Source organism: Mycobacterium sp. NPDC051804 (genome assembly GCF_044452905.1).
Classification (GTDB): Bacteria; Actinomycetota; Actinomycetes; order Mycobacteriales; family Mycobacteriaceae; genus Mycobacterium.
In genome coordinates, this window is the sequence record NZ_JBITCD010000006.1 from 397875 (window position 1) to 412917 (window position 15043).

Consider the following 15043-nt stretch of genomic DNA (forward strand, 5'->3'; position numbering starts at 1 on the left):
TTAATCCCCGCGAAATCACCCGAGCTCAGTGGCTGACGGCCTTCTCAGCGCCGACGCCCGTCAGGCAGCGCACCTCGAACTCCGCGTTGACCTCCGGATCGCCGCGGTCGGGCGAGCTGAGCGTGCCGACAATACCCAGGATGAACGCCAGCGGGATCGACACGATGCCGGGGTTGGCGAGCGGGAACCAGGCGAAGTCGACGTTCGGGAGCATCGCGGTCTTCGCGCCGGACACCGCGGGCGAGAAGATGATCAGCACGATCGTCGAGATGAGACCGCCGTACATGCTCCACAGCGCACCTCGGGTATTGAACCGCGGCCAGTACAGCGAGTAGATGATGGTCGGCAGGTTGGCCGCGGCGGCTACCGCGAACGCGAGCGCCACGAGGAACGCGATGTTCTGCTCCGCGGCGAGGATGCCGAGGCCGATGGACAGGATGCCCAGCACCACCACGGTGATGCGGGATACCCGAACCTGCTCGCTCTCGCTCACCTGATGGCTCTTCATCACACTCGCGTAGATGTCGTGCGCGAATGACGTTGCCGCCGTAATGGTCAGGCCCGCGACCACCGCGAGGATCGTCGCGAAGGCGACGGCCGAGATGATGCCGAGCAGCACCACGCCACCAAGCTGGAAGGCCAGCAAGGGTGCGGCGGCGTTCTGGCCGCCAGGTGCCTCCAGAATCGCGTCGGGTCCGACGAGCGCAGCGGCGCCATACCCCAGCGCGAGGGTGAACAGATAGAACGCGCCGATGAGCACGATCGCCCAGACCACCGAGCGGCGAGCCTCCTTGGCCGTCGGCACCGTGTAGAAGCGCATCAGCACGTGGGGTAGGCCCGCGGTGCCGAGCACGAGCGCCAGCGCCAACGAGATGAAATTGACCTGCGACGTCAGCGAAGCGCCGTACTGGGCGCCGGGTGCCAGCACGTCACGACCGGCGACGGCCTCGTTCGTGGAGCCCGAGACCGCGGACTGCGCCGCGCCGAGCATCTCGGAGAAGTTGAGACCGAACTTGGCCAGCACCCACACCGTCATCATGGCCGCGCCGCCGATCAGCAGGACAGCCTTGATGATCTGCACCCAGGTCGTGCCCTTCATGCCGCCGATCAGCACGTACGCGATCATCAGCAGACCGACGACGGCGATGACCAGCGCCTGGCCGATATCGCTGGTGATGTTGAGCAGCAGGGCCACCAGGCCGCCCGCGCCCGCCATCTGCGCCAGCAGGTAGAACAGGCATACGGCGAGCGTGGTGGTTGCGGCGGCAAGCCGGACCGGGCGCTGCTTGAGTCGGAAGCTCAATACGTCGGCCATCGTGAACTTGCCTGCGTTGCGCAGCAATTCGGCCACCAGAAGCAATGCGACCAGCCATGCCACCAGGAAGCCGATCGAGTAGAGGAAGCCGTCGTAGCCGTAAACGGCGATGGCGCCCGCGATACCGAGGAAGCTAGCCGCGGACAAATAGTCGCCGGAGATCGCGATGCCGTTTTGTGGCCCGGTGAAAGACCTTCCCGCGGTGAAGAATTCGGCCGCAGTGGCATTCTTTTTGCTCGCACGGATCACGATGAAGAGCGTGACGGCGACGAACAGACCGAAGATCGCGATGTTCGCGACGGGGTTGCCGACCGTAGTGCCGTCTTGAGCGAGGACGCCGACGTGGTTCATGCCGCATCACCTTCGAGCTTGTTGCGGATCGCCTCGGCGCGCGGGTCGAGTTCCCGGTTGGCGAAGCGGACGTAGATGAAGGTGATGAGGAATGTGGACACGAACTGGCCGAGGCCGATGATCAGGCCGATGTTGATATCGCCCCACACCTTCGTGGCCATGAAGTCATGGGCGAACGCACCGAGGATCACATAGACCGCGTACCAGACGAGGAATAGTGCGCTCATCGGGAACACGAAGCGCCGCAATCGGCTTCGCAGTTCCTGGAACTCCGGACTGGCTTGGACGGCCAGATACTCCTCACCGCTCACCGCGGTTTCTGTTGTCGGCATCGTCTGCTCCTGAACGTCGAATGTGAACCGGCTCAACTGGAGAAACTAGATGAGATGCAGGTCACATACCCAGTGCATACGGCGTTGACACGGCGAAACCCGTGGGTGATGCGGTAAACGGTCGATCGGCGACGACGAACGGTGCGCTCATCCGCATCGTCTGGTTTTCGCGCAAGCGCTCACCCGCATCGTCTGGTCTTCGCGCAAGCGCTCATCCGCGGGGCACGCGCTCCACACCCATGCCCAGCCGTTCCGGCACGTGCATGCGGGCGAAGATCTGCGCGACATCAGCAGGCGGGCCGGTGCGTCCGAAGCGGCTGACCAGGATCATCGTTGCGAACGCCAGCGGGACGGTGACCGCGGCGGGGTAGCCGATCATCACCGCGGGCCAACCGCCGAGAACGTCGTCGTCGATCCCGCCCGCCACCGCCACCGTCACCGCGGTGCCCGACAGCACGCCGCCCACCACCAGGCCGCACGCGGCGCCCCACGCGGTCAGCCCGCGCCACCAGATGCCGAGGACGAGCAGCGGGCACAGCGTGGACGCGGCGACAGCGAAAGCCAATCCGACGCTGCGCGACAACTCCAGCCCGCCGGTGGTGGCCAACGACAACGGGATCGGGATGAGCCCGCCCACGAGAGCGGCCACCCGAAAGTCGCGGACCCGCCCACGCAACACGTCCGTCGCCAGCGCGCCCGCGATACTGACCAACAGACCGGACGATGTCGCCAGAAACGCCGCGATGGCCCCGGCGGCGACGAGCGCGGCGAGCAGTTGACCCGCAGCCCCGCCGATCGCGCTCGACGGCGCGAGAAGGACGGCGGCGTCGGCGTTCCCGGTGATCAGGACCCGCGGAACGTACAACCGGGAGAACACCCCGAGCAGAGTCGGGAACAGATAGAAGAACGACAGCAGCGCGATGACGGCCAACGCCGTCCGGCGGGCCGCCTGCCCATCGGGGTTGGTGTAGAAGCGCACGAGCACGTGCGGTAATCCCATGGTGCCCAGGAACGTCGCGACGATGATCGACAGCACCTGATAGAGCGGATGGCCGCCGCCGAGACCGCCGCCGGACGCGATCCATTCGGTGCCGCTGCTGGGGGTGCCCGCCACCACGGGTGTCTGGGCGCCTGCCGCGAGAATCAGCGTTGTGCCCGCGTCGAGGGTGTGGTCGCCGGATGCCGGGATCGGCTGGGCGTCAACGGGTGTGCCGTCCAGCACGCCCGTCACGGTGATGCCCGCCGGTTCGGCGACCCGCACCACCACGTCGGTTTCGATCGCGACGGCTGTTTCCGCGGTGACGATTGGCGGCAGCGGGCCGCCGAGATCACCGCGGTCGGCGACGAACAGGCCGAGTAGCGCCAATGCGGGTATCGCGATCGCGGTCAGCTTCAACCAGTACTGGAACGCCTGGACGAACGTGATCGAGCGCATGCCACCTGCCACCACGTTGGAGATGACGATGGCGCCGACCACCAACGGGCCCACCCAGACCGGCAGACCGAGAAGCGCTTTGAGCGCGAGACCGGCGCCCTGATACTGCGGCACCAGATAGTAGATGCACACCACGACGACGACGATCATCGCGACTTTGCGCAGCCGCGCCGAGCCCAGCCGGAACTCGGCGAAGTCGGGCACCGTGTAGGCACCCGTGCGGCGCAACGGCGCGGCGACGAACAGCAGCAGGCCGAGATAGCCGGCGGTAAAACCGACTGGATACCACAGCGCGTCGGCGCCGTACTTGGCGATCAGGCCGGCTACGCCGAGGAATGATGCGGCCGAGAGGTATTCGCCGGAGATCGCGGCGGCGTTCCACTGGGGGCCCACCGTGCGTGAGGCGACCAGGAAGTCGGATGTGGTGCGGGAGAACCGAACTCCGTAGACACCGATCGCGACGGTCGCGATGACCGCCAGGAGCAGGGCGGCCGCGGTCAACGGTGAGCCGGTCATGGTTCGCTGTCGACGACGCCGACGAAGTCCCGCTCCGCCTGTTCGGCCAGGCGCACGTAGAGCCGTCCGACGCCGTAGAAGAAGGGATACACCAGGACCGCGAGCACCAGCCAGTTGAGCCGGATACCGAATACGGTGATGGCCGCGAGGCCCGGAAACGCCGCGTTCAGCAACGGAATTGATACGACGGCGCACACGACGACGGCGGCCAGGCGCAGCGCCAGCCCGAGCTGTGCGCGCACGAGTCCGCGCACGAGCGCGTCGCCGACCTGGGTCTGCTCCTGCACCTCCACGCGGGTGCGGACCATGCGGGCGCCGCGACGCTGGGACAGCACGACGCGTTCGCGTTGGGGCCGCTCGTCGCTAGTCATCGGGTTTGAGGTTCCGCATCGGGTCGCGGACCACGCGGTCACGCAGTTCGCGGGCCTGGCGCCGGCTGACGGGCAATTCGACTGCGGGTGAAGCACCATTGGCACGCAGCCGCACCAGCACGCCGCCGTCGCTGTTTCGCAGCCCGGTGACCAGTCGCAGCGCCACCAGATAGGACCGGTGCACCCGGTGGAAACCCTTGTCGCGCCAACGGCTTTCGAGTGTGCTCAGCGGGATGCGGACCAGATGCGACCCCGATGCGGAGTGCAGCCGGGCGTAGTCGCCCTCAGCCTCCACCCAGCCGATGGTGTCCCTAGGCACGAGGTGGGTGACACCACCCAGTTCGGCCGGGATCACGTCGTCGTCGGTCTGATCGGGTTCGGCGACTCGTGCTGTCAGCACCCGTCGCACCGCCTCGTCCAGGCGGTCCTGACGGATCGGCTTGAGCAGGTAATCCAATGCGCCGACGTCAAATGCCGCGACGGCCTTGTCGTCATGGGCGGTGACGAACACGATGGCAGGCCGGTGCGAGAAGTTGGCGAGCACACCGGCGAGTTCGATTCCGGACAGCCCCGGCATGTTGATGTCGAGGAAGATCGCGTCGAAGGGGCAGCGGTTGAGTTCGCGCAGCGCCGATGTCGCGTCACCGGCGCGCAGCACCTTATCGATGTCGTCGTGTTGTTCGAGGAGATAAGCGAGCTCGTCCAGCGCGGGCGCCTCGTCGTCGACTGCCAGCACCGTGAGGGCCTTGTTCATACGCGCACGCCCGCGCGGAATTTAGGTACTCGCATCACGACCTTTGTGCCTGCGCCGATTGCTGTTTCGACCACCAGACCGTAGTCGTTACCGAACGCCGCGCGCAGGCGGTGATCGACATTCGTCAGCCCGACGTGTGCGGAGTCCTTCTTCTGGTCGGCCAAAGCGTCGCCGTGCCCGGTGCGCAATGTGTCGGGATCCATTCCGACGCCGTCGTCCTCGACCGTGATGACACAGTCTGAGCCCTCGTCGCGGGCGATGATCTCGATCTCGCCCCCGCCCAGCCCGGCGAGCCCGTGCCGGACCGCGTTCTCCACCAGCGGCTGCAGGGCGAGGAACGGTACGACGACGTTGAGCACCTCCGGCGCTACCTGAAGCCTGACCTTGAGTGCGTCGCCGAATCGCGCGCGTTCCAGCGTGAGATAGCGGTCGATGTTGCGCAGTTCATCGGCCAGCGTCGTGTACTGCCCGGCGGCACGGAAGGAATAGCGGGTGAAATCGGCGAATTCGAGGATGAGTTCGCGGGCGCGATTGGGGTCGGTGCGCACGAACGACGCGATCGTGTTGAGCGCGTTGTAGATGAAGTGCGGGCTGATCTGCGCGCGCAGCGCGAGCACTTCCGCGCGGTCTAGGCGGGCGCGGGAGGCGTCGAGTTCGGCGAGTTCGATCTGGCTCGTCGCGTACCGGGCGACCTCGCCGACGGCCCCGAGCAGGCCGGGCGCAGGGGAGCGGGTGGTCACGACGACGAGGCCGCCAAGTGCGTCGCCGCCCTCGGCAAGCATCGGCTGCGCGACGACCGTCGACGTTCGCGCGGGCGTCAGCACCCGTCGTCCTCCTGAGATCGACTCGCGGGCCGCGCGTTCGCACGCGTCGAGCACGTCGGGCGTCCACAGCGCGTTGTCGGCGGGATCCTGGGCCAGCAGGCGGCCGTCGGCGGAGAAGACGGCCACGCCCTCGGTACCGGTGAGTCCGCGCAGGAACGGGGCGGCGCCCTCGGCGGATTCGGTGTCCAGGCCCTGGCGCAGCGCACGGGCGGCCAGCGAGGCGGTGTGCAGCGCGGCGTGGACGGCGCGTTCAGTGGGGGTGGCGACCACGCGGCGTGTGCGCACCGTGATGACTGCGGCGGCCACCGCGGCCAGCAGCAGTACCGCCGCCAGGATTATCGCGAGCTCGCCGGACATCTCACCTCATCGGATAGAGCTCAATTTAAACTGGCGAGGTGGCGAAACTGCAGCTAGTTCAAGATCCCGCGGCCGACGAACTGTTGGAGTCGAATCCGTTCGCGTTGCTGGTGGGCATGACCCTGGATCAGCAGTACCCGATGGAGCACGCCTTCGCGGGACCGAAGAAGATGGCCGACCGCCTCGGCGGCTTCGATCTACGCGAGATCGCCGACTACGACCCCGACGAGTTCGCCGCGTTGTGTTCGAAAACGCCGGCGATACATCGCTTTCCGGGCTCGATGGCCAAGAAGATCCAAGCCATCGCCCAGCTGATCGTCGAGGACTACGGCGGTGACGCGTCGGCGCTGTGGACATCGGGCGACCCGGACGGGGCCGAGGTGCTGCGCCGGATCAAGGCGCTGCCCGGGTTCGGTGAGCAGAAGGCGAAGATCTTCCTGGCCCTGCTTGGCAAGCAGTACGGGGTGACACCAGACGGCTGGCGCAAAGCCGCGGGCGATTACGGCAAGGCCGGATCGTTCCTGTCGGTGGCCGACGTCGTCGATCCCGGCTCGCTCGAGAAGGTCCGGAACTACAAGAAGCAGGCCAAGGCGGCGGCCAAGGCCGCGAAGGGCTAACGGGTTTGGCGGTCGGGCTGCAGGTCCAGGTCCGCCAGAGTGCGAAGGATTGCGGCGACGACCCGGCCTGTCGACGTGCCGGTGTCCAAACCCTCACGCAACGCGCGCAGGCGCAATCCGCGGTCGGTGAGGTCGGCGATGGTTCGGGTCACCTCGGTTGTCGAGCGGCCAAGACGGTCGAGCGCGACAACGATGACGGTGTCGCCGGAGCGGGCGTAGCTCAACATCGCGTGCAGCCCGGCGCGGGCGCGGTCGGCGGATTCGGACAGCTTGTCGGTGAACACCCGCCTGGGGTCGACGCCCTCGGCGCTGAGCGCGGCGAGCTGACCCTCGAGGTTCTGCCCGGCAGCACTCGCGGCGGCGTAACCCAACATGCAGGTCATGTATTCAAGGTCCCACGGCCTTCACGGGTGGGGAAGAGGCGCGACGCCTTCGAGTCTGGCTAACTGCCGAACTGTTACCGAACGTCGACCTAGCGGCCGAAACCGCGCGCTAGGCCCGGAACGGCTCACCGTCGAAGCGTTCGCGGGTGGCGATCTCGTCGACCGGCTTGCGGGTGAGCTTGCGAACCTGCTTCACCGGCCTGCCGATCGGCAGTAGCGCGGCGATCGCGTAGTCCTCGGGAATGCCGAGGAGTTCCTTGGCGCGGGGCTCCTCGGCCACGGTCACGGTCGCCAGCACGCCGCCATAGCCCTCGTTGCGCGCGGCCAACAGGATGTTCCACACGAACGGGTACACCGACGCGCCCGCGATGAGCCCGATGCGGTCGAGGTACTGGTCGAACGCGGCGCACACATTGAGGTCCACGCACACCACGAGCACAGCGCCGCAGTAGACGAAGGGTAGGTACGGGCCCGCCTCCGTCGCGGCGACTTCCTCCGGCGTGACCTCCATGGGCTTCGTCGGATTCCACGGAAACTCGCCGTTATTGACCTGCGCCGTATAGCGGCGCGCACCCGTCACGCTGAGATCGGCCAGCGCCTTACGGGTCTGGCCGTCGCGGATCACGATGACATGGGTGCCCTGGCGATTGCCGCCGGTCGGTGCGAACCGGGCGTTGTCGAGGATGCGTTCGAGCACATCATCGGGCAGAGGCTCGTCGGTGAATCGACGAACCGCACCAGTTGTTCGCATGACGTCAGAAAGCTCCATGCCCAACATCATGGGCTGTGGGAAGCTCTACGTATGAAGACACACCTGAATTGCCCGTGCGGCGAGGCGATCCGCGGTGAGAACGAGGACGATCTCGTGGAGAAGGCCCAGGCCCATCTCTCAGAGGTGCATCCCGGCCGCGACTACGACCGGGACGCCATCCTCTTCATGGCCTACTGAGCCAAGCGCGTCAGGGAACGACCGTCGAACCGATGGTCGGCATGAACTGGCACTGCTTCTCGGTCGTGGTGACCTGACCGAAGATCGTCGAGATGATGCTGCCTGAGCCGGTGTCGGCGATCGCCGTCAGCGTGGTCGGCCCCTGCGGGTTGATGTCCGACCGTGGCTGCAGCGTGGCACCGCCTGACTTGCCGGTCGTCAGGTTCACCCAGGTGACGTTCAGCGGCAGCTTCTGTTCCGCGGCGGGTCCCGGGGTGCCGATCGCGGTGAACACGTAGGCCGTCTGGCCCGGGCCGGGTCCCGGCGTCGGGATCTTGGCCGGACCCGCCACCGAAATGGCGGTGGCGAGCACGTTTCCGCCGTCCTTCAGGCACCCGTTGCTGATCGAGGGGTACAGGAAGTCCTGCGTCGTCGGGGCGTCCGGACCGAACTCCGGCCCGCCGGGTGCTGCCGCTGGTGCGGCGGCTGCCGGGTCCGGGCCGGGTGCCGGAGCAGGCGCGGGAAGCGGAACCGCGACCTCCGGTGCAGGAGCGGGAGCGGGAGCGGGCAGTGCGGCTTCGGGCGCGGGGGCGGCAAGCTCCTCGGGCGCGGGGCCGACGGCGTGGGCGGGGTTGACCCCCGCGGGCAGGTGCGCGACGGTGCCCGGCGTCGCACCCGGAGCCGGGGTGTGGGCGACGAACTGATTGACGGCCGTCGCGACATTTCTGGAGTCGGACGGAGCGGTGGCGTCGCCGGCGAACACGGCGGCGGCTGCCATCAACGTCGAGGCCGCACTGGTCGGATCAGCAGCTGCCTGCTGAATGATCGGCCCGAGGCTCTGCACCGCAGGCAAGCCCGGTGCCTGCAGCGCATCGATCGGCTGAGCCGGCGCGGGTGGGGCCGGCTCCGCGCCGGCCACACCGGTCACGCCGAAGATCAGCGTGACCGATGCGCCGAGCGCGACGGCGGCAGTGGCGAACATCGTCCTGGTTGACATGACTCCCCCAAAGAGTGGTTGTAGTGGTCTTCTCGGTCGACGTCGCCGCCGCCGTCAGGGCAGTGCCGACAGCGGCAGCATCAGCGGTGCAGAGGGAAGTGCCGCGGCGGGTGCGGCGGCTGCGGCCGCGGGTGCGGTGAGCGCCGGGGCGACCGCGGGTGCAGCGGCAGCGGCGGGTGCAGCGGCCGTCGACGCCGCAGGCAGGAGGCCGGCCAACGGCGTTCCTGTGGGCAGCAGCGAGGCGAGACCGGTCAGCGGTGACGCGGCCTCCGTAAGCAGGTTGGCCGGGTTGGTCGCAGGCGCAGCCGCAGAGGCAACCGGTGCGGCACCGGGCAGTGCCGGAGCCTGCGGCAGCGTGACCGACGCAGTCGCCGTCTGCGGCGCCGTGGCGGGTGCGGCCGGTGCGGCGGCAGTGTTCAGCATCGACGTGAAGCCCTGGACGAGCTGCGTCGCTGCGGCCGGGTTGGACGCGAGCTGCTGGATGAACGGCAGGCCCGGAACGCCGGGGGTCGGTGCAGGTGCTGCCGGCTGGGCGGAGGCGGTTCCGCTGAAAGCCAGTGCAGCCGTGACGGCTCCCGCGGCCGCAATCATCGTGGTCGCGAACAGTTTTCTGGTGCTGTACATGGTTCTCCCATTCAGGTTGGTCGGCACGCCTAGGCCGAAATTACGGAGTTACTGATGTGGCTCAAGTGACACGTGTGGCATTTATGCAACCGTTACGGATGCGAAGGCGAACGGTTACCGCTCGATACAGTCGAGTGATAAACACGCCGACGACCGCCCCGACCGCTTCGCGATTGCCTGCCCGACTGGCCGCCGCGGCGCCGACTCTGTTGGTGATCAGCATCGTCGCGCGCCTGGCGTGGACGTACCTGGTTCCCAACGGGGCCAACTTCGTCGATTTGCACGTGTACGTCGGCGGCGCCGGCATGCTCGACGATCCCGGCACGCTCTACGACTACGTCTACGCCGATCAGACTCCGGACTTCCCGCTGCCTTTCACGTATCCGCCGTTCGCGGCGATCGTGTTCTACCCACTGCACCTATTGCCGTTCGGACTCGTCGCATTCGCCTGGCAGATCGGGCTTTTCGCGGCGCTGTACGGAGTCGTGCGGATCAGCCAGCGGCTGTTGGGCTCCGGCGACCACCGAACGGCGATGCTGTGGACCGCCGTCGGTATCTGGATCGAACCATTGCGCAGCACGTTCGACTACGGCCAGATCAACGTGCTGCTGGTGCTCGCGGTGCTCTACGCGGTTTGCAGCACGCGATGGTGGGTTTCGGGGCTACTGGTCGGCCTCGCGGCCGGGGTGAAGCTGACGCCCGCGGTGGCCGGCCTGTACTTCCTCGGCGCCCGCCGGTGGGCCGCCGTCGCGTTCTCGGCGGTCGTGTTTCTCGGCACGATCGGGATTTCGTGGCTGATCATCGGCGGCGAAACCCGTTACTACTTCACCGAATTGCTGGGCGACGCGTCCCGGGTGGGACCAATCGGAACGTCGTTCAATCAGTCGTGGCGGGGCGGGATCTCCCGAATCCTCGGGCACGACGCGGGCTACGGGCCGCTGGTGCTGGCCGGCATCGCGGTGACCGCGGTACTGGCGGTGCTGGCGTGGCGTGCGATCGGCGGGGCGTCGGACCGGCTCGGAGCGATCGTCGTCGTGCAGCTGTTCGGCCTTCTGCTCTCGCCGATCTCGTGGACGCACCACTGGGTATGGCTCATCCCGTTGATGATCTGGCTGCTGCATGGGCCGTTGCGGGAACGATTCGGCGCGAGGGTGTTGGGCTGGGGGTGGCTGGCGCTGACCCTGATCGGGGTGCCGTGGCTGCTGAGTTTCGCGCAGCCGACGATCTGGGTCATCTCCCGGCCTTGGTACCTGGCCTGGGCAGGGCTGATTTACATCGTCGCCACGCTGGCGACGCTGGCGTGGATCGCGGCTACTGGCCGACGATCGCGTTGATCTCTTTCGCCATTTCGACGTCCTTGTCGGTGATGCCACCCTCGGAATGCGTCACCAATGCGAAAGTCACTGTCCGCCAACGAATGTCGATGTCGGGGTGGTGATCCTTCTCCTCGGCCTTCTCGCCGACGCGCCGCACCGCGTCGATACCGTCGAGGAATGCTCCGAACTTGATCGATCGGCGTAGTGCGCCGTCGGCGCGCTCCCAGCCGTCGAGGTCGGGCAGTGCGGCGTCTACTTGGTCGTCCGTTAACACAGCCATATTGGTTAGGTATACCGTCAGCCGCGATGTCAAACCAGACCGTTGTCGCCGGTGCCCTCATCGCGGGTAACGCGCTGCTGGTCGCTCAACGTGACCGGCCGCCCGCGCTCGCCGGCTTGTGGGAACTGCCTGGCGGCAAGGTGGCCGATGGTGAAACGGACGAGGCCGCGCTCGCCCGTGAACTCAAGGAGGAACTCGGCGTCGACGTGACCGTCGGTGCACGCATCGGCGTGGACGTCGCACTCAATTCGGCGACGGCGTTGCGCGCCTACCTGGTCACCCAGACTGGTGGCGCACTGCACCCCAACGACCACCGCGCCATCAAATGGATCACCGTCGACGAACTCGACGACCTGGACTGGGTGCCCGCCGACCGTACCTGGCTTGCCGAACTGCGCGCGGAGCTGACGACCTAGCTGACGACCTAGCCGACCCGCCAGCCGTCGCGGAATTCGATCGTCACCCGGTTGCCGGCGACCTCGATCTTCGTCGGCCGATCGCACAACACGGCGCCGGTGTCGAAGGCCCACCACCAGCTGCAGTTGCGGGCCACTTTCTGCAAGCCCGCGAAGGGCTTGAGGTCAAGTCCGCCCAAGAGGTTCAGCGCATCGAGTTGCGCCATCGTGCCCGCGCTGAACTGGCCCTCCATCATGGCGTCGGCCCACGGCTGCAGGTTCTCCTCGAACAGCCCGTCGGACGCCCGTGCGTCATCGTCGAACATCTGCCCGAAAATCGGGTCGCCGACGATCTCCCACGCCCGATTCCAGGTGTAGTTGCAGACGTGGCGCTTCATGCTCTGCCAGTCGTCGTTCGTCTGACGGGTCGCCAGCTCTGCAGCCACCTGCTTGTGCACCGCGTTGCGGACCCTGTGCCACACTTGCTGATCCACGTCCTTGCGAATCTTCTTGGCGGCGGGGATGTTCGGCGATGTCGCGGTCTCGAGGTGCTTCATCAGCTTCGGCTTCAGCGGTTCGTTCAGCGCGAAACCGATCGACGTCGATGCGATCACTCCCGCCATCGGTGAATCCACCCAGATGAACATGTGGCTTCCGGTGCCGTGGCCGATCTCTTCGTACGCCGACAGCACCGACCACTGCGTCCGCTCGCGCTCTGCCGGCGTCGTGGACAATCCCTCGGCAACCCATTCGTCGCGCACGAAATCCAGCAGTTCGCGCTCTTCGTCGTTCGGCGTTCGTCCCATGTTCGGCCCTCAAACTCGTCGGCTCACATTATTCTTCCGCTCCATGCGCGTGCTGGCTTTCATCTGGCGAGGAGTGCTGGCCTTTGACCGGGTCGGCAGCCGAATACCGCAACTCATCCAGATCTGGCTCATCGAGTTCTTCTTCGCCGTGCCGCTGATGTTCTTCATCGGCAAGGTCATCGACATCCGTGGTGCGTTCGGTGTGCCCGGAACCGGTGAATCGCTGCCTGGTGTCTTCTGGGGTGCGCTAGTGGTCTCGCTGGTGTTCGGTTTCTTCTTCTTCCGCAGCCTTATACGTCCACGCGTGGTGCGCGGGTCGTGGACTCCGATGGTCAGCGCCGACATCGGCGACGTCACGGTGTACGGCGGCAATCGGAGTTGGACGACGAGCTACGACTATCTGACCAGCCACCCGTCGTACGCGCTTCTGCTGCTCATCACCGTCCCGATCCCGGCCACGATGGTGCTGATGACCATCAACCACGGCGACAGCACGTTCTACTGGCGGGTGTCAGGAATCGTCGGGCTGACCATCCTCGCGCTGATGGCGCTGGCGCGCCTACTGGCTTGGTATGTCTTCCGATTCGGCCGGCGCCAACTCGGCAGCCAGGCTCAGGCCAAAGGCGTGTCCGAGTGGCGCCTCGGGTGGGAGATCGCCTGGAAGCCCGTGCTGATGCTGATGGTCATGATGTACGCGATCGTCTGCATACCGCTGGGCATCATGTTCTGGCAGCAGGACCGCAAGATCGCCGCACTTCCCGTCGTCACGGTCGACGACACCGTCGACGCCGGCAGGTACTTCCGCGTCGAAGGCTCCCTGGGTTCCGAGCCGGTGTACTGGGCGCCGCGGGGGACCGGGCGCGGCGGCAACAACTACTCCGGTGCCGGGGTCCTCGTCGAATTGCCCTCCGGCGGTGAGGCCTTGCTCCTCGCCGAGTCGTTGTCGGTGCCCGACTTCAACGGTGTCATGGAGGACGTCACGAACGGTGAGATAAAGACACAGGGCAAGGTGATCGACACCATCACCGAGGACCAGGAGGAGTACTACGGCTTCGACGAGGGCGACTTCGGCGATCCGCCGTCCGACGGTCGCGTGATGCTGCTGCTGTCCTACCCGTAGACGGCGCGCATCGGCAGCGACGTCGGCCCGGACAGCGACGGCGTGGTCGTCCACCGCACGGGCCCCGCCAGCTCCAGGCCGGCGATGCGGTCGAATATTCCGTTGAGAGCAACGACGACCTCGAGTCGGGCCAGGTGCGCACCCATGCAGAAGTGTGATCCGTGGCCGAAGCCGGTGTGGCCGACAGGCTTTCGTTCGACGTCGAAACGGTCGGGATCGGCGAAGCGACGCGGGTCGCGGTTGGCGCCCGCGTAGAACAGCACCACCCGCGAGCGGGCCGGAATCACGGTGTCGCTGACTGCATACGGCGCCAGTGTCGTACGCGTCACCCATTGCACTGGGGAGCCCCAGCGCAGTGTCTCCTCGACGGCGGCTGGGATGAGGTCGCGGTTATCCCGCAGCCGCGCATACAGTTCCGGGTCGCTCGCCAGCTGGATGAGCAGGATCCCCAGCAGGTTGGTGGTCGTCTCGTTGCCCGCGACCAACACGATCAAGGCGGCGCTGAGCGCCTCCACCGGCGTGATCTCTCGTGCCGCAAGCGCCTTGCTGATACCGCCGAGCACGTCCTCGTGCTCCTCGTGTCGGCGCCTGCGCAGTTCGTCGAGGATCAGGCTTCGTAGTGACAGGATGCCCGGCAGCGCTTGGCCGACGGTCAGCGTGACTTCGGTGAGCGAGCTCGCGCCGAACAGCGCCGTGACGCCGTTGGACCACGCCCGGAAATCACGCCAACGGGAACGGTCGACGCCCAACAGCAGCGCGATCGCCGAGACGGGCAGCGGCACCGTCAGAGCGGGCACCATGTCGACGACCTCACCGCGAGCCAGGGCATCGACGCTGGGATCGACGAACTGCGCCAGCGACCCTTCGAGCCGGCGCATCGCCGACGGCGTGAAGTACGGCGCCGCCACTCGGCGCAACCGGGCATGATCGGGTTCGTCGGTGGACACGACGCTCGGGATCACCGTAGACCGCAGCAGAACTCCTGAACTCGACGACAAGACGTCGTGTGCCCGCGCCCCGGCGGTGACATCCTCGTGGCGGGCCAGCATCCACACATTGAGCTTCTCGTTGACATGTACGGGGTGTTCGCGCAGTCGCGCCAGCGCGGGGAATGGATCCCTGATCGTGTCGGTCGCGGTGGGATCGAAGGTGGTGCGCGGCACGCTTTTGTTGACCGAACCGACCCGCGCACGCCGCAGGTCCCGGACCGCTCCCTGGCCGACCATCAGTCCGAAGTCGCGCATCGTCGACCCGACCACCGGCAACGTCGGAGTACGCATAGAGCAAGGATGTGCGCCCGCATGCCGCAACGACATGATTGC

Annotated in this window: 18 protein-coding genes; 5 read left to right on the forward strand and 13 right to left on the reverse strand. The window is 66.9% G+C overall.

Annotated elements, in window-relative coordinates; translation table 11 throughout:
- Nucleotides 1–25 precede the first annotated feature (25 nt).
- The 6 genes from ACIA48_RS24815 to ACIA48_RS24840 all read right to left on the reverse strand — a co-directional run bounded on the left by ACIA48_RS24815 (nucleotide 26) and on the right by ACIA48_RS24840 (nucleotide 6255).
- A complete protein-coding gene (locus ACIA48_RS24815) occupies nucleotides 26–1666 on the reverse strand; it encodes a cation acetate symporter (RefSeq protein WP_396737839.1) in 1641 nt (546 codons plus the stop codon).
- Nucleotides 1663–1998 carry a DUF485 domain-containing protein gene (locus tag ACIA48_RS24820; RefSeq protein ID WP_396738470.1) on the reverse strand — a complete coding sequence of 112 codons (336 nt, stop codon included), beginning with the start codon at nucleotides 1996–1998 and terminating at the stop codon, nucleotides 1663–1665. Before ACIA48_RS24820 ends, ACIA48_RS24815 begins: the two co-directional genes overlap by 4 nt.
- Nucleotides 1999–2209: 211 nt before the next feature.
- Nucleotides 2210–3949, reverse strand: a complete 1740-nt coding sequence (locus ACIA48_RS24825) for a cation acetate symporter (protein ID WP_396737842.1) — start codon at nucleotides 3947–3949, stop codon at nucleotides 2210–2212.
- Nucleotides 3946–4320, reverse strand: a complete 375-nt coding sequence (locus ACIA48_RS24830) for a hypothetical protein (protein WP_396737845.1) — start codon at nucleotides 4318–4320, stop codon at nucleotides 3946–3948. Before ACIA48_RS24830 ends, ACIA48_RS24825 begins: the two co-directional genes overlap by 4 nt.
- Entirely contained in the window at nucleotides 4313–5074 is a 762-nt protein-coding gene (locus ACIA48_RS24835; protein WP_396737848.1) for a LytR/AlgR family response regulator transcription factor, read from the reverse strand. The genes ACIA48_RS24830 and ACIA48_RS24835 overlap by 8 nt, the downstream gene beginning before the upstream one ends.
- Nucleotides 5071–6255: a sensor histidine kinase gene (locus ACIA48_RS24840; protein WP_396737851.1), complete on the reverse strand. Its 1185-nt coding sequence runs from the start codon at nucleotides 6253–6255 to the stop codon at nucleotides 5071–5073. The genes ACIA48_RS24835 and ACIA48_RS24840 overlap by 4 nt, the downstream gene beginning before the upstream one ends.
- Before the next feature lie 38 nt (nucleotides 6256–6293).
- On the opposite strand from ACIA48_RS24840, the gene ACIA48_RS24845 reads away from it, so the two are divergent.
- The gene (locus ACIA48_RS24845; protein WP_396737854.1) at nucleotides 6294–6872 is read left to right on the forward strand and encodes an HhH-GPD-type base excision DNA repair protein; all 579 of its coding nucleotides are present in this window, start codon (nucleotides 6294–6296) and stop codon (nucleotides 6870–6872) included.
- Here ACIA48_RS24845 and ACIA48_RS24850 read toward each other — a convergent pair.
- Both ACIA48_RS24850 and ACIA48_RS24855 read right to left on the reverse strand, forming a co-directional pair.
- A complete protein-coding gene (locus ACIA48_RS24850; protein WP_396737857.1) occupies nucleotides 6869–7255 on the reverse strand; it encodes a recombinase family protein in 387 nt (128 codons plus the stop codon). The genes ACIA48_RS24845 and ACIA48_RS24850 overlap by 4 nt on opposite strands.
- A 109-nt stretch (nucleotides 7256–7364) precedes the next feature.
- Nucleotides 7365–8024, reverse strand: coding sequence for a nitroreductase family protein (locus tag ACIA48_RS24855; RefSeq protein ID WP_396737860.1), 660 nt, complete (start codon nucleotides 8022–8024; stop codon nucleotides 7365–7367).
- A 33-nt stretch (nucleotides 8025–8057) separates the two neighbouring features.
- On the opposite strand from ACIA48_RS24855, the gene ACIA48_RS24860 reads away from it, so the two are divergent.
- A complete protein-coding gene (locus ACIA48_RS24860) occupies nucleotides 8058–8204 on the forward strand; it encodes a DUF1059 domain-containing protein (protein ID WP_083123951.1) in 147 nt (48 codons plus the stop codon).
- Nucleotides 8205–8214: 10 nt separating this feature from the next.
- On the opposite strand, the gene ACIA48_RS24865 is transcribed toward ACIA48_RS24860, so the two are convergent.
- Complete coding sequence (locus ACIA48_RS24865; RefSeq protein ID WP_396737863.1) at nucleotides 8215–9180, reverse strand: hypothetical protein; 966 nt, start codon at nucleotides 9178–9180, stop codon at nucleotides 8215–8217.
- A 54-nt stretch (nucleotides 9181–9234) separates the two neighbouring features.
- Entirely contained in the window at nucleotides 9235–9804 is a 570-nt protein-coding gene (locus ACIA48_RS24870) for a hypothetical protein (RefSeq protein ID WP_396737866.1), read from the reverse strand.
- A gap of 98 nt (nucleotides 9805–9902) precedes the next feature.
- On the opposite strand from ACIA48_RS24870, the gene ACIA48_RS24875 reads away from it, so the two are divergent.
- Nucleotides 9903–11138 (forward strand): mannosyltransferase, encoded by a 1236-nt coding sequence (locus ACIA48_RS24875; RefSeq protein ID WP_396737869.1) that lies wholly within the window; start codon nucleotides 9903–9905, stop codon nucleotides 11136–11138.
- Here the strand turns inward: ACIA48_RS24875 and ACIA48_RS24880 are convergent.
- A complete protein-coding gene (locus tag ACIA48_RS24880; RefSeq protein WP_083123947.1) occupies nucleotides 11116–11400 on the reverse strand; it encodes a 4a-hydroxytetrahydrobiopterin dehydratase in 285 nt (94 codons plus the stop codon). The two genes, ACIA48_RS24875 and ACIA48_RS24880, sit on opposite strands and share 23 nt — an antisense overlap.
- Nucleotides 11401–11426: 26 nt before the next feature.
- Between ACIA48_RS24880 and ACIA48_RS24885 the strand changes: the two genes are divergently transcribed.
- The gene (locus ACIA48_RS24885) at nucleotides 11427–11816 is read left to right on the forward strand and encodes a (deoxy)nucleoside triphosphate pyrophosphohydrolase (protein WP_396737872.1); all 390 of its coding nucleotides are present in this window, start codon (nucleotides 11427–11429) and stop codon (nucleotides 11814–11816) included.
- 8 nt (nucleotides 11817–11824) lie between these two features.
- Here the strand turns inward: ACIA48_RS24885 and ACIA48_RS24890 are convergent, their stop codons facing one another.
- The gene (locus ACIA48_RS24890) at nucleotides 11825–12601 is read right to left on the reverse strand and encodes a DUF6745 domain-containing protein (RefSeq protein WP_396737875.1); all 777 of its coding nucleotides are present in this window, start codon (nucleotides 12599–12601) and stop codon (nucleotides 11825–11827) included.
- A gap of 43 nt (nucleotides 12602–12644) precedes the next feature.
- Here ACIA48_RS24890 and ACIA48_RS24895 point away from each other — a divergent pair, with 43 nt between their 5' ends.
- Nucleotides 12645–13721 carry a hypothetical protein gene (locus tag ACIA48_RS24895; protein WP_396737878.1) on the forward strand — a complete coding sequence of 359 codons (1077 nt, stop codon included), beginning with the start codon at nucleotides 12645–12647 and terminating at the stop codon, nucleotides 13719–13721.
- Here the strand turns inward: ACIA48_RS24895 and ACIA48_RS24900 are convergent.
- Nucleotides 13712–15001 carry a cytochrome P450 gene (locus ACIA48_RS24900; RefSeq protein ID WP_396737881.1) on the reverse strand — a complete coding sequence of 430 codons (1290 nt, stop codon included), beginning with the start codon at nucleotides 14999–15001 and terminating at the stop codon, nucleotides 13712–13714. The genes ACIA48_RS24895 and ACIA48_RS24900 overlap by 10 nt on opposite strands.
- Nucleotides 15002–15043 lie beyond the last annotated feature (42 nt).

Coding starts and splice junctions, on each gene's coding strand:
- ACIA48_RS24815 (WP_396737839.1), bottom strand. CDS start 1,666: ATGAACCACGTCGGCGTCCTCGCTCAAGACGGCACTACGGTCGGCAAC.
- ACIA48_RS24820 (WP_396738470.1), bottom strand. CDS start 1,998: ATGCCGACAACAGAAACCGCGGTGAGCGGTGAGGAGTATCTGGCCGTC.
- ACIA48_RS24825 (WP_396737842.1), bottom strand. CDS start 3,949: ATGACCGGCTCACCGTTGACCGCGGCCGCCCTGCTCCTGGCGGTCATC.
- ACIA48_RS24830 (WP_396737845.1), bottom strand. CDS start 4,320: ATGACTAGCGACGAGCGGCCCCAACGCGAACGCGTCGTGCTGTCCCAG.
- ACIA48_RS24835 (WP_396737848.1), bottom strand. CDS start 5,074: ATGAACAAGGCCCTCACGGTGCTGGCAGTCGACGACGAGGCGCCCGCG.
- ACIA48_RS24840 (WP_396737851.1), bottom strand. CDS start 6,255: ATGTCCGGCGAGCTCGCGATAATCCTGGCGGCGGTACTGCTGCTGGCC.
- ACIA48_RS24850 (WP_396737857.1), bottom strand. CDS start 7,255: ATGACCTGCATGTTGGGTTACGCCGCCGCGAGTGCTGCCGGGCAGAAC.
- ACIA48_RS24855 (WP_396737860.1), bottom strand. CDS start 8,024: ATGGAGCTTTCTGACGTCATGCGAACAACTGGTGCGGTTCGTCGATTC.
- ACIA48_RS24860 (WP_083123951.1), top strand. CDS start 8,058: ATGAAGACACACCTGAATTGCCCGTGCGGCGAGGCGATCCGCGGTGAG.
- ACIA48_RS24865 (WP_396737863.1), bottom strand. CDS start 9,180: ATGTCAACCAGGACGATGTTCGCCACTGCCGCCGTCGCGCTCGGCGCA.
- ACIA48_RS24870 (WP_396737866.1), bottom strand. CDS start 9,804: ATGTACAGCACCAGAAAACTGTTCGCGACCACGATGATTGCGGCCGCG.
- ACIA48_RS24875 (WP_396737869.1), top strand. CDS start 9,903: ATGCGAAGGCGAACGGTTACCGCTCGATACAGTCGAGTGATAAACACG.
- ACIA48_RS24880 (WP_083123947.1), bottom strand. CDS start 11,400: ATGGCTGTGTTAACGGACGACCAAGTAGACGCCGCACTGCCCGACCTC.
- ACIA48_RS24885 (WP_396737872.1), top strand. CDS start 11,427: ATGTCAAACCAGACCGTTGTCGCCGGTGCCCTCATCGCGGGTAACGCG.
- ACIA48_RS24890 (WP_396737875.1), bottom strand. CDS start 12,601: ATGGGACGAACGCCGAACGACGAAGAGCGCGAACTGCTGGATTTCGTG.
- ACIA48_RS24895 (WP_396737878.1), top strand. CDS start 12,645: ATGCGCGTGCTGGCTTTCATCTGGCGAGGAGTGCTGGCCTTTGACCGG.
- ACIA48_RS24900 (WP_396737881.1), bottom strand. CDS start 15,001: ATGCGTACTCCGACGTTGCCGGTGGTCGGGTCGACGATGCGCGACTTC.